Origin of the sequence: Pseudomonas sp. NY5710 (genome assembly GCF_013305665.1) — a bacterium.
Lineage (GTDB): Bacteria > Pseudomonadota > Gammaproteobacteria > Pseudomonadales > Pseudomonadaceae > Aquipseudomonas > Aquipseudomonas juntendi.
Window position 1 is genome coordinate 1,027,511 of the sequence record NZ_CP045554.1, and the last position, 12,678, is coordinate 1,040,188.

Here is a 12,678-nt window from a genome sequence, read left to right on the forward strand (position 1 = left end):
ACTGAAACGGTTTTGTTGTTGGAATTACAAGATTATTCACTATCAGATAGAAAACAAGCCTTTTTAGTGGCAGTATTTTGTTTAAACATACAACGAGTGGTGGGGCAAGATGCCTCTACCGATGCAGCGGGCTCCTGGTCTTGAGCCTAGGCGGCAATCGGTTGGAGGGGAAATGCCCGGTAAACCGCCCTTACAATTAGTCTGGAGTCCAGTACATGCATCCGCGCATCCTTGAGGTCACCCAGCGGCTGGTCGAACGCAGCCGAGCCACCCGCGAACGCTACCTGCAGCTGATTCGCGGCGCGGCCAGTGACGGGCCCATGCGCGCCAGCCTGCAGTGCGCCAACTTCGCCCACGGGGTGGCCGGTTGCGGCAGCGACGACAAGCAAACGCTGCGCCTGATGAACGCCGCCAACGTGGCCATCGTCTCGGCCTACAACGACATGCTGTCGGCCCACCAGCCGTACCTGCACTTCCCCGAGCAGATCAAGCAGGCCCTGCGCGAGGTCGGCTCGGTCGGCCAGTTCGCCGGTGGCGTGCCGGCCATGTGCGACGGCGTGACACAGGGTGAGCCGGGCATGGAACTGGCTATCGCCAGCCGGGAAGTGATTGCCATGTCCACTGCGGTAGCGCTGTCGCACAACATGTTCGACGCCGCGCTGATGCTGGGCATTTGCGACAAGATCGTCCCCGGGCTGATGATGGGCGCGTTGCGCTTTGGCCACTTGCCGACCATTTTCGTGCCGGGCGGGCCGATGGTTTCCGGCATTTCCAACAAGCAGAAGGCCGACGTGCGCCAGCGCTATGCCGAAGGCAAGGCCAGCCGCGAGGAGCTGCTGGAGTCGGAGATGAATTCCTATCACAGCCCGGGTACCTGCACCTTCTACGGCACCGCCAATACCAACCAGCTGGTGATGGAGGTGATGGGCCTGCATCTGCCTGGCGCGTCGTTCGTCAACCCGTACACGCCGCTGCGCGATGCGCTCACCGCCGAGGCCGCGCAACAGGTCACGCGCATGACCAAGGCCAGTGGCAGCTTCATGCCGCTGGGCGAAATCGTCGACGAGAAGGCGCTGGTCAACTCCATCGTTGCCCTGCACGCCACGGGTGGCTCCACCAACCATACCCTGCACATCCCGGCAATTGCCCAGGCTGCCGGCATACAGCTGACCTGGCAGGACATGGCCGACCTCTCCGAGGTCGTGCCCACCCTGTCGCATGTCTACCCCAACGGCAAGGCTGATATCAACCACTTCCAGGCCGCTGGCGGCATGGCCTTCCTGATCCGCGAGCTGCTCGATGCCGGCCTGCTGCACGAAGACGTCAACACCGTCGCCGGCCATGGCCTGCGCCGTTACACCCAGGAGCCGTTCCTCGATGATGGCAAGCTGGTATGGCGCGAAGGCCCGCTGCAAAGCCTGGACGAAAGCATCCTGCGCCCGGTCGCGCAGCCGTTCTCGGCCGAAGGCGGCCTGCGGGTGATGGAGGGCAACCTGGGGCGTGGCGTGATGAAGGTTTCGGCTGTAGCTGCCGAGCACCAGGTGGTCGAGGCCCCGGCGCGGGTGTTCCACGATCAGCAGTCGCTGGCCGATGCGTTCAAGGCCGGTGAGCTGGAGTGTGACTTCGTGGCGGTGGTGCGCTTCCAGGGCCCCCGTTGCAATGGCATGCCCGAGCTGCACAAGCTCACGCCGTTCCTGGGCGTGCTGCAAGACCGCGGCTTCAAGGTGGCGCTGGTTACCGACGGGCGCATGTCCGGCGCCTCGGGCAAGATCCCGGCGGCGATCCACGTGTGCCCCGAAGCCTATGACGGTGGCCCGCTGGCACGGGTGCGCGATGGTGATATGGTGCGCGTTGATGGTGTCGAAGGCACGCTGCGGGTACTGGTATCGGCCGAAGAACTGGCCAGCCGCGACCTGCCGCCGGCGCCCCAGGGCAATGACCTGGGGTGCGGGCGCGAGCTGTTCGGCTTCATGCGCATGGCGTTCAGCCCGGCAGAGCAGGGCGCCAGTGCCTTCACCTCTGCCCTGGAGAACCTTAAATGAAGGACCTGCTGGTTGGCGATATCGGCGGCACCAACGCCCGTTTTGCGTTGTGGCGTGACAACCAGTTGCACGAGGTAAAAGTCTTCGCTACCGCGGACTACACCAGCCCGGAGCAGGCTATCGAGGCCTATCTGCATGGCCAGGGCATCGCCCGCGGCGGCCTGGCCGCGGTGTGCCTGGCGGTGGCAGGGCCGGTCGAGGGCGACGAGTTTCGCTTCACCAACAACCACTGGCGCCTGAGCCGCCTGGCGTTCTGCAAGACCTTGCAGGTCGAGCGGCTGGTGTTGATCAATGATTTCACCGCCATGGCGTTGGGCATGACCCGCCTGCAAGAAGGCGAAGTGCGCCAGGTGTGCCCCGGGCAGGCAGACCCAACGCGCCCGGCACTGGTGATCGGCCCGGGCACCGGCCTTGGCGTGGGTTCGCTGCTGCGCCTTGGCGGGCAGCACTGGCAGGCCTTGCCGGGCGAAGGCGGGCATGTGGACCTGCCGGTGGGCAACGCCCGCGAAGCGGCGATCCACCAGCAGATCCACCAGCAAATCGGCCATGTCAGTGCCGAGACGGTACTCAGCGGGGGTGGCCTGGTACGGCTTTACCAGGCCCTGTGTGCGCTGGACGGCGACACCCCACGGCACACGTCCCCGGCGCAGATCACCGATGCAGCGCTGGGCGGCGAGCCACGGGCACTGGCGGTGATCGAGCAGTTCTGCCGGTTCCTGGGGCGCGTGGCCGGGAACAATGTGCTTACCTTGGGCGCGCGCGGTGGGGTCTATATCGTTGGCGGGGTCATCCCGCGGTTTGCCGAGTTGTTCCTGCGCAGCGGGTTCGCCGCCAGCTTTGCCGACAAGGGCTGCATGAGCGGCTACTTTGCGGGTGTGCCGGTGTGGCTGGTGACGGCGGAGTTTTCCGGGTTGCTGGGGGCGGGTGTGGCGTTGCAGCAAGCGCTGGACCATTGACTGGGGCCGCTTTGCGGCCCTTCGCGGGCTTGCCCGCTCCTACAGGTGCTGCGATCCCTGTAGGAGCGGGCAAGCCCGCGAAGGGCTGCAAAGCAGCCCCAATAAAAACAGGCAGCAAAGACCTGTAACCAAGAAGAGGAAGGACCACCTTGAGCACTGCCGGCAAATCGATCCTGATGGTCGACGACGACCAGGAAATCCGTGAACTGCTGCAAACCTATTTGAGCCGCTCCGGCTTCCAGGTGCATGCCGAAGCCGACGGCGCGGGCTTTCGCCGCGCGCTGGAAAGCAGCCCCTGCGACCTGGTCATTCTCGATGTCATGTTGCCCGATGAAGATGGTTTCAGCCTGTGCCGCTGGGTTCGGCAGCATCCGCGCCGGGCGCGTGTGCCAATCATCATGCTCACTGCCAGTTCCGATGAAGCCGACCGGGTCATCGGCCTGGAGCTGGGTGCCGACGACTACCTGGGCAAGCCGTTCAGCCCGCGCGAGCTGCAGGCGCGGCTAAAGGCCCTGCTGCGCCGCGCCGAGTTTGGCCAGGCGGCGCCGGGGAGCGCGGTGCTGGCCTTCGATGACTGGCGCCTGGACACGGTCAGCCACCGGCTGTTCCACCGCGATGGTGAGGAGGTGATTCTCTCCGGTGCCGACTTCGCACTGCTCAAGCTGTTCCTCGACCACCCACAGCAAATCCTCGACCGCGACACCATCGGCAACGCCACCCGCGGCCGCGAGCCGATGCCGCTGGACCGTATCGTCGACATGGCGGTCAGTCGCCTGCGCCAGCGCCTGCGCGATACCGACAAGCCTCCCCGGCTGATCCGCACCGTGCGCGGCAGCGGTTACCTGTTGGCGGCGCATGTCTGCTGTGCGCCCTGAGCGGCGCTGGCGTTTGCTGCCCCGCTCACTGCTGGGGCGCATGCTGCTGCTGACCCTGCTGGTGGTGCTGCTGGCCCAGGGGTTGTCGAGCATCATCTGGGTTTCCCAACTGCGCGCCAGCCAGTTGCAGGGGTTGCGGGCCAGTGCCAGCAGCCTGGCCCATTCGATGAGCGCCAGCGTCAGTTACTTCCGGTCGTTGCCAGTGGCCTACCGGCCGCTGGTGCTCGACCAGTTGCGCAGCATGGGCGGCACGCGGTTTTTCGTATCGCTCAATGCTACCCCGCTGGACATGCAGGCGTTGCCCGTCACGGCGCGCAAGCAGGCGGTGATCGATGTATTCCAGCAGGTGTTGCACGAGCGCCTGGGGTCGCAGATGGAAATTTCCGTCGAGTTCGTCGGGCCTGACGAGCTGCGCATCTTCAACAGCGGCCTCAAGCTCGACGAGCTGCCGCGCTCGTGGGCGCATTACTCGCTGACGCTCGAGCCCCTCAAGCCACCGGTGCTGGTCACGCAGATCCGCCTGGGTGAGGGGGAGTGGCTGTACATCGCCTCGTTGCTGCCCGAGCCGTATACCGGCCTGGAAGCCGAACGCCTGCCACGCCAGCAGGTGGGGTTCATGGTGCTGACCACGGCCTTGCTGTTGCTGTTCATCGGCTTGTTGGTGCACTGGCAAAGCTGGCCACTCAAACGCCTGGCCCGGGCCGCGCGGGAAATGTCGCTGGGCGCTGATGTGGCGCCGCTGGCGGAAGGTGGCGGCAGCGAAGTGGTCGAGGTGAGCCGGGCATTCAACAGCATGCGCGAACGTATCAGCCGTTACCTGACCGAACGCAGCCAGTTGTTCAGCGCCATATCCCACGACCTGCGCACACCGATAACCCGCCTGCGCCTGCGTGTCGAGCTGTTGGAAGACGAGCGCCTGCAAGCCAAGTTCAGCCAGGACCTGGACGAGCTGGAGCTGCTGGTCAAAGGCGCCCTGCAATGCGTGAAGGACACCGACATCCACGAGAACATCGAGCCCGTCGACCTCAATCAGGTGCTGGATATCCTGGCCGAGCCGTACCTGGCCGATGGCCGCGTCACTGTGTACGGCAAGGCGCTTGCACCGTACCCGGGCAAACCTCTGGCCCTGCGGCGCTGCATCGGCAACCTGATCGACAACGCCATCAAGTACGGCGAACGGGCGCAACTGCGTATCATCGACAGCGCCGAGGGCTTTGTGCTGCAGGTGGATGACCAAGGGCCGGGGGTGCCCCAGCAGCAGCTGGAGCAGGTGTTCGAGCCACACTTCCGCCTGGCCGCCCAGCAACAGGGTTACGGGCTGGGGTTGGGGATTGCACGCAATATTGCCCATAGCCATGGCGGCGAGGTGAGTTTGCTGAACCTGCGCGACGGTGGGCTGCGGGTAACCTTGTTCCTGCCGCGAGGCATGGACTGATTTTCCGTGTTGCCTGCAAGGGCCGCACGGGTTTCAAGGTTTGCACTCAGGTCACTCAATTGTCACTGGCCAGTGACAATCCCGGCCTCCTTCGTGACATCTGCCCAAACCCCGCTGGCTAGAATTCGCACACGACTGGCAAGGATATAGCTGGCCCATGAATACCCACCTACTGCCCTCCACCAGCTGGCTGAAAGCCCCGGCTCATACCGCCTGGCGCCTGGCCGAGGCCCAGCGGCTGCTGGCCTTTGCCAAAGCCGCGAAACGCCCGGACGGCTTCGGCAACCTGGATGCCAAAGGCCAACTCGCCGCTGGTGCCCGCGCCGAAACCATGAACACGGCGCGCATGACCCACTGTTTTGCCCTGGCTCACCTGCAAGGCATTCCAGGCTGCCTGGCCTACGCCGAGCACGGCGTGGCCGCCCTGCGCGGGGCCATGCAGGATGCCAGCTATGGGGGCTGGTTCGCTCACCCCGATGGCCAGCAGGACAGCGGCAAGGCCGCCTACCTGCATGCCTTCGTCGCCCTGGCCGCCAGCTCTGCCGTGGTGGCGGGCGCCGCCAGTGCCAGGGGCCTGCTGGCAGACGCCACCGAGGTGATCGAGCGGCATTTCTGGAGCGAAGCCGAAGGTGCCCTGCAAGAGGCTTACTCCCGTGCCTGGCAGTTGCCCGAGCCGTACCGTGGCGCCAACAGCAACATGCATGCGACCGAGGCGTTCCTGGCCCTGGCTGATGTCACCGGCAACACGCTGTGGCTGCAACGCGCTTTGCGTATCGCCGAACGCATCATCCATACCCATGCCGCCGGTAGCGGTTACCGGGTGATCGAACACTTCGACGTGCACTGGCAGCCCGTGGCGGACTACAACCACGACCACCCCGCCGATCATTTCCGGCCCTTTGGCACCACGCCTGGGCACGCCCTGGAATGGGCGCGGTTGCTGCTGCACCTGGAGGCCAGCCTGCAACGTGCCGGGCTGCCGGCACCGCAGTGGCTGGCAGAAAGTGCCAGCGGGTTGTTCGAGGCCGCCTGCCAGCACGCCTGGAACGTCGATGGCGCAGAGGGTTTCGTCTACACGCTGGACTGGGCCAACCGCCCGGTGGTGAACGCGCGCCTGCACTGGGTGCACGCCGAAGCGTGCGCCGCCGCCGCGGCCTTGTTGCAGCGTACCGGCGAGGCCCGTTACGAGCAGTGGTACCGCACCCTCTGGGGGTTTATCGCCAACCACTTCATCGACCCTGTGGCGGGCAGCTGGCACCACGAACTCGATAGCAACAACCGGCCGGCCGGGACCATCTGGCCGGGCAAGCCCGACCTCTATCACGCCTACCAGGCGCTGCTGCTGCCAGGCTTGCCGCTGGCGCCCAGCCTGGCCAGCAACCTGGGCAGCAATGTAACCAAATGATGACATTCACGCATCGCTTCGTTACCTGACGGGGCGGGCACGCTGTTTAGACTCCATGCAACGCAAGCGTTTGACTTGCACGCATAACAACAAGAAAGGTGCTTCGATGAATTCCAAACTCTGTCTCGCCGCTGCTATCTCGCTCGCCTCCTTACTGCCGCTGGGCGCCAGCGCCGCTGAAAGCAAAGGCAGTGTAGAGGTGGTGCACTGGTGGACCTCTGGCGGTGAAAAAGCAGCGGTCGATGTGCTCAAGGCGCAAGTCGAGAAAGACGGTTTCACCTGGAAGGACGGCGCCGTTGCCGGCGGCGGCGGGGCCACCGCCATGACCGTACTCAAGAGTCGCGCAGTCGCCGGCAACCCACCCGGTGTGGCGCAGATCAAGGGGCCGGACATCCAGGACTGGGCAGCCACCGGCTTGCTCGATGCCGATGTGCTCAAGGACGTGGCCAAGGAAGAAAAGTGGGACTCGCTGCTCGACAAGAAGGTCGCCGATACCGTGAAGTACGACGGTGACTACGTTGCCGTGCCGGTCAACATCCACCGTATCAACTGGCTGTGGATCAACCCCGAAGTCTTCAAGAAAGCCGGCATCGACAAGGCGCCCACCACCCTCGACGAATTCTATGCCGCTGCCGACAAGCTCAAGGCCGCCGGCTTCATTGCGCTTGCCCATGGCGGCCAGCCTTGGCAGGACAGCACCGTGTTCGAAAACGTGGTCCTGGCAGTAATGGGCGTCGACGGCTACAAGAAGGCCCTGGTCGACCTCGACAGCGCCACCCTGGCTGGCCCGCAAATGGTCAAGGCACTGACCGAGCTGAAAAAGGTCGCCACCTACATGGACCAGGATGGCAAGGGCCAGGACTGGAACCTGGAAGCGGCCAAGGTCATCAACGGCAAGGCCGGCATGCAGATCATGGGTGACTGGGCCAAGAGCGAATGGACCCTGGCGAAGAAAACCGCCGGCAAGGATTACCAGTGCGTCCCATTCCCCGGCACTGACAAGGCCTTCCTGTACAACATCGACTCGCTGGTGGTGTTCAAGCAGAACGACGCCGGAACATCCGCCGGGCAGCAGGACATCGCGCGCAAGGTGCTGGGCGAGGACTTCCAGAAGGTCTTCAGCATCAACAAAGGGTCGATTCCGGTGCGTAACGACATGCTCGGCAACATGGGCAAGTATGGCTTCGACAGCTGCGCGCAAACCTCCGCCAAGGACTTCCTCGCCGACGCCAAGACGGGCGGCCTGCAGCCAAGCATGGCGCACAACATGGCCACCACGCTGGCCGTGCAGGGCGCGTTCTTCGATGTGGTGACCAACTACATCAACGACCCCAAGGCCGACCCGGCCGATGCGGCGAAGAAGCTGGCGGCGGCGATCAAGGCGGCCCAGTAAAGGCTGACGCGGTCCCGTTGTAGGAGCGGCCTTGCGTCGCGATGGGCTGCGCAGCAGCCCCAAACCTGCGCACTCGATCTTTCAGGTAGGTGTCGAACTTGAGTCCTCAGGGCTGCGCAGCAGCCCATCGCGACGCAAGGCCGCTCCTACCCGGAGTGCAGCGCCTTTGAGGTGAACCATGACCACAACTACCGCCCAATTGCGGGCCTCACCCCTGGACGCGCTGCAGCGCTGGCTACCCAAGCTGGTGCTGGCACCGAGCATGTTCATTGTGCTGGTGGGCTTCTACGGCTACATCCTCTGGACATTCGTGCTGTCCTTCACCACCTCGACCTTCCTGCCCACCTACAAGTGGGCGGGCCTGGCGCAATATGCCCGGCTGTTCGACAACGATCGCTGGTGGGTGGCCAGCAAGAACCTGCTGCTGTTCGGCGGCCTGTTCATCGCCATCAGCCTGGCCATTGGCGTGTTGCTGGCGGTATTGCTGGACCAGCGCATTCGCCGCGAAGGTTTTATCCGGACCATTTACCTGTACCCCATGGCCCTGTCGATGATCGTTACCGGCACCGCCTGGAAGTGGCTGCTCAACCCTGGCATGGGCCTGGACAAGCTGCTGCGCGACTGGGGCTGGGAGGGTTTTCGGCTGGACTGGCTGATCGACCCGGACCGGGTGGTGTACTGCCTGGTGATCGCCGCCGTGTGGCAGGCATCGGGGTTCATCATGGCCATGTTCCTGGCCGGGCTGCGCGGGGTTGACCAGTCCATCATCCGCGCCGCGCAGATCGACGGTGCCAGCCTGCCACGCATTTACTGGACAGTGGTGCTGCCCAGCCTGCGCCCGGTGTTCTTCAGTGCGCTGATGATTCTTTCGCACATTGCCATCAAGAGCTTCGACCTGGTGGCGGCGATGACCGCCGGTGGCCCGGGTTACTCATCCGACCTGCCGGCCATGTTCATGTACTCGTTCACCTTCAGCCGCGGCCAGATGGGCATGGGGTCGGCCAGCGCCATCCTGATGCTGGGCGCGATTCTGGCGATCCTCGTGCCTTACCTGTACTCGGAGCTGCGGAGCAAACGCCATGCATAGCGCATCGAATAGCCCTGCCGACAAACCGGCACTCAGCCTTGGCCGTATCGCCATCCATGGCGTGTTGCTGATCGCTGTGCTGCTGTACCTGGTGCCGCTGGTGGTGATGCTGCTGACCAGCTTCAAAACCCCGGAAGACATCAGCACCGGCAACCTGCTGAGCTGGCCTGCGGTGATCACCGGCATTGGCTGGGTCAAGGCCTGGGGCACGGTCAGCGGTTACTTCTGGAACTCGATCATGATCACCGTGCCGGCGGTGCTGATCTCCACCGCCATCGGCGCGTTGAACGGCTATGTGCTGTCGATGTGGCGCTTCCGCGGGTCGCAGCTGTTCTTCGGGCTGCTGCTGTTCGGCTGCTTCCTGCCATTCCAGACAGTGTTGCTGCCGGCCTCGTTCACCCTCGGCAAGCTTGGCCTGGCCAGCACCACCAGTGGTTTGGTGCTGGTGCACGTGGTCTACGGGCTGGCCTTCACCACCCTGTTCTTCCGCAACTTCTACGTGAGTATCCCGGATGCGCTGGTGAAGGCGGCGCGCCTGGATGGCGCCGGGTTCTTCACCATTTTCCGCTGCATCATCCTGCCAATGTCGACGCCGATCATCATGGTCTGCCTGATCTGGCAGTTCACCCAGATCTGGAACGATTTCCTGTTTGGCGTGGTGTTTTCCAGCGGCGACTCGCAACCGATCACCGTGGCCCTGAACAACCTGGTGAACACCAGCACCGGCGCCAAGGAATACAACGTCGACATGGCGGCGGCGATGATCGCCGGCCTTCCAACCCTGCTGGTCTATGTGGTGGCAGGCAAATATTTCGTGCGCGGGCTGACGGCCGGCGCAGTCAAGGGGTAAGTCATGGCAACGCTCGAACTGCGCAATGTAAACAAGACCTACGGCACCGGCCTGCCCGATACCCTCAAGGACATCCAGCTGTCGATCAGCGACGGCGAGTTCCTGATCCTGGTTGGCCCGTCGGGCTGTGGTAAATCGACTCTGATGAACTGCATCGCCGGCCTGGAGCAGATCACCGGCGGGGCCATTCTCATCGACGGGCAGGACGTCAGTGGCATGAGCCCCAAGGACCGCGACATCGCCATGGTGTTTCAGTCCTACGCGCTGTACCCGACCATGAGCGTGCGCGAAAACATCGAATTTGGCCTGAAAATCCGTAAGCTGCCGCAGGCGGCAATCGATGAAGAGGTGGCGCGTGTGGCCAAGTTGCTGCAGATCGAGCACCTGCTGGCGCGCAAACCGGCGCAGCTGTCGGGCGGCCAGCAGCAGCGCGTGGCCATGGGCCGGGCACTGGCGCGGCGGCCGAAGATCTACCTGTTCGACGAGCCGCTGTCCAACCTGGACGCCAAGCTGCGGGTCGAGATGCGTACCGAAATGAAGCTGATGCACCAGCGCCTGAAGACCACCACCGTGTACGTCACCCATGACCAGATCGAGGCCATGACCCTGGGCGACAAGGTTGCGGTGATGAAGGATGGCATCATCCAGCAGTTCGGCACCCCGCAACAGATCTACAACGACCCGGCCAACCAGTTTGTCGCCAGCTTCATCGGCTCGCCGCCAATGAACTTCATTCCGGCCCGCCTCAAGCAACAGGATGGCCGCCTGCTGGCGCTGCTCGACAGCGGCCAGGCGCGCTGCGAGCTGCCTTTGGGGCTGGCCGCCAATGAACAGGATGGCCGTGAAATCCTGCTGGGCATCCGCCCTGAGCAGATAGCCCTGGGGGCCAGCGAGGGCAACGGCCTGCCGGCCATTCGTGCCGAAGTGCAGGTCACCGAACCCACCGGGCCGGACCTGCTGGTGTTCGTCACCCTCAACCAGACCAAGGTCTGCTGCCGCCTGGCGCCCGATGTGGCCTGCCAGGTTGGCGACAACCTCAACCTGCAACTGGACCCGGCGCGGGTGCTGCTGTTCGACGCCAACAGCGGCGAGCGGCTGCACCTGGCCAGCACTGCCGCAGCCACCAAGGACAACGTGGCTCACTTCAAAGGCCGTTAATTCGTCTACATCATCAATAAGAAAAAGAGGACGCAAAGGGATGGAACAGCGCAAACGTATCAAGACATTGGGGTCGCTGGCATTGCTCGCCGTGGTTGGCAGCGCCAGTGCACAAGCTGCCGAGGCATTTTCCAGCGAATCGAAGTGGATGACCGGCGACTGGGGCGGCACCCGTACCGAGCTGCTGGACAAGGGCTACGATTTCACCCTCGATTACGTGGGCGAAGTGGCCGGTAACCTGCATGGCGGCTACAACCACGACAAAACCGCGCGCTACAGCGACCAGTTCGCCCTTGGCGCGCACCTGGACCTGCAGAAGATCTTCGGCTGGCACGATGCCGAATTCAAGCTGGCGATCACCGAGCGTAGCGGCCGTAACCTGTCCAACGACCGCATCAGCGACCCGCGCGCCGGGCAGTTCAGCTCGGTGCAGGAAGTGTGGGGGCGCGGCCAGACCTGGCGCCTGACCCAGATGTGGGTCAAGCAGAAGTACTTCGACGGCGCACTGGATGTGAAAGTCGGCCGCTACGGCCCGGGCGAGGATTTCAACAGCTTCCCGTGCGACTTCCAGAACCTAGCCTTCTGCGGTTCGCAGGTGGGCAACTGGGTAGGCGGCATCTGGTACAACTGGCCGGTCAGCCAGTGGGCGTTGCGGGTGAAGTACAACATCACCCCGGACTTCTTCGTGCAGGTCGGTGCCTTCGAGCAGAACCCCTCCAACCTGGAAACCGGCAACGGCTTCAAACTCAGTGGCAGCGGCACCAAGGGCGCGATCCTGCCGGTAGAGGCGGTGTGGTCACCCAAGGTCAACGGCCTGCCGGGCGAGTACCGCCTGGGCTACTACTACAGCACCGCCAAGGCCGACGATGTCTACGACGACGTCAACGGCAACCCGCAGGGTCTCACCGGCGACGCGTTCAAGTCGCACTCCAGCAAGCATGGCTGGTGGGTGGTGGCGCAGCAACAGGTCACCGCCCATGCGGGGGACGTGAACCGTGGCCTCAGCCTTTTCGCTAACTTCACCGTGCACGACAAGGCCACCAACGTGGTCGACAACTACCAGCAGGTGGGGTTGGTGTACAAAGGTGCGTTCGACGCACGGCCCAAGGATGACATCGGCTTTGGCGTGGCGCGCATCCATGTGAACGACGACGTGAAGAAGCGTGCCGAGCTGATCAACGCGCAGAACGGCATCGACGATTATGACAACCCAGGCTTCATGCCATTGCAGCGCACCGAGTACAACGCCGAGCTGTACTACGGCTTCCACGTCACCAACTGGCTGACCGTGCGGCCCAACCTGCAGTACATCAAGAGCCCGGGTGGGGTTGACCAGGTGGACAATGCGCTGGTCGCCGGCTTGAAGATTCAGTCGTCATTCTGAGGGCAATTGTTGTAAATTTACGCCAATCCATTTCGGCGCCCGGCACCCACTGCCCTGCAGTGGGTGTTGGGGATAGGCTGAGACAGCGCTACC

General features: G+C 63.9%; 10 protein-coding genes. All 10 read left to right on the forward strand.

The features are described from left to right. Positions 1–215: 215 nt before the first annotated feature. Positions 216–2,042, forward strand: coding sequence for a phosphogluconate dehydratase (gene edd / locus GEV39_RS04650; protein ID WP_173887713.1), 1,827 nt, complete (start codon positions 216–218; stop codon positions 2,040–2,042). After that, on the forward strand, positions 2,039–2,998 hold the full coding sequence (locus GEV39_RS04655) for a glucokinase (RefSeq protein WP_029885497.1): 960 nt from the start codon (positions 2,039–2,041) through the stop codon (positions 2,996–2,998). Before edd ends, GEV39_RS04655 begins: the two co-directional genes overlap by 4 nt. Positions 2,999–3,147: 149 nt before the next feature. Continuing rightward, the gene (gltR, locus tag GEV39_RS04660) at positions 3,148–3,873 is read left to right on the forward strand and encodes a two-component system response regulator GltR (RefSeq protein WP_110679388.1); all 726 of its coding nucleotides are present in this window, start codon (positions 3,148–3,150) and stop codon (positions 3,871–3,873) included. Continuing rightward, positions 3,854–5,308, forward strand: a complete 1,455-nt coding sequence (locus GEV39_RS04665; RefSeq protein ID WP_054881599.1) for an ATP-binding protein — start codon at positions 3,854–3,856, stop codon at positions 5,306–5,308. Before gltR ends, GEV39_RS04665 begins: the two co-directional genes overlap by 20 nt. 157 nt (positions 5,309–5,465) lie before the next feature. Continuing rightward, complete coding sequence (locus tag GEV39_RS04670; RefSeq protein ID WP_029885494.1) at positions 5,466–6,713, forward strand: D-mannose isomerase; 1,248 nt, start codon at positions 5,466–5,468, stop codon at positions 6,711–6,713. A gap of 106 nt (positions 6,714–6,819) precedes the next feature. Further along, a complete protein-coding gene (locus tag GEV39_RS04675) occupies positions 6,820–8,106 on the forward strand; it encodes an ABC transporter substrate-binding protein (RefSeq protein ID WP_173887714.1) in 1,287 nt (428 codons plus the stop codon). Positions 8,107–8,284: 178 nt separating this feature from the next. Continuing rightward, positions 8,285–9,193, forward strand: coding sequence for a carbohydrate ABC transporter permease (locus GEV39_RS04680; RefSeq protein ID WP_009683405.1), 909 nt, complete (start codon positions 8,285–8,287; stop codon positions 9,191–9,193). Continuing rightward, positions 9,186–10,043: a carbohydrate ABC transporter permease gene (locus GEV39_RS04685; RefSeq protein ID WP_173887715.1), complete on the forward strand. Its 858-nt coding sequence runs from the start codon at positions 9,186–9,188 to the stop codon at positions 10,041–10,043. Before GEV39_RS04680 ends, GEV39_RS04685 begins: the two co-directional genes overlap by 8 nt. Before the next feature lie 3 nt (positions 10,044–10,046). Next, complete coding sequence (locus GEV39_RS04690) at positions 10,047–11,201, forward strand: ABC transporter ATP-binding protein (RefSeq protein WP_029885492.1); 1,155 nt, start codon at positions 10,047–10,049, stop codon at positions 11,199–11,201. A gap of 40 nt (positions 11,202–11,241) precedes the next feature. Next, positions 11,242–12,585, forward strand: a complete 1,344-nt coding sequence (locus GEV39_RS04695) for a carbohydrate porin (RefSeq protein ID WP_173887716.1) — start codon at positions 11,242–11,244, stop codon at positions 12,583–12,585. The last annotated feature ends 93 nt before the right edge of the window (positions 12,586–12,678 follow it).

Coding starts and splice junctions, on each gene's coding strand:
- edd (WP_173887713.1), top strand. CDS start 216: ATGCATCCGCGCATCCTTGAGGTCACCCAGCGGCTGGTCGAACGCAGC.
- GEV39_RS04695 (WP_173887716.1), top strand. CDS start 11,242: ATGGAACAGCGCAAACGTATCAAGACATTGGGGTCGCTGGCATTGCTC.
- GEV39_RS04665 (WP_054881599.1), top strand. CDS start 3,854: ATGTCTGCTGTGCGCCCTGAGCGGCGCTGGCGTTTGCTGCCCCGCTCA.
- GEV39_RS04685 (WP_173887715.1), top strand. CDS start 9,186: ATGCATAGCGCATCGAATAGCCCTGCCGACAAACCGGCACTCAGCCTT.
- GEV39_RS04690 (WP_029885492.1), top strand. CDS start 10,047: ATGGCAACGCTCGAACTGCGCAATGTAAACAAGACCTACGGCACCGGC.
- GEV39_RS04655 (WP_029885497.1), top strand. CDS start 2,039: ATGAAGGACCTGCTGGTTGGCGATATCGGCGGCACCAACGCCCGTTTT.
- GEV39_RS04675 (WP_173887714.1), top strand. CDS start 6,820: ATGAATTCCAAACTCTGTCTCGCCGCTGCTATCTCGCTCGCCTCCTTA.
- GEV39_RS04680 (WP_009683405.1), top strand. CDS start 8,285: ATGACCACAACTACCGCCCAATTGCGGGCCTCACCCCTGGACGCGCTG.
- GEV39_RS04670 (WP_029885494.1), top strand. CDS start 5,466: ATGAATACCCACCTACTGCCCTCCACCAGCTGGCTGAAAGCCCCGGCT.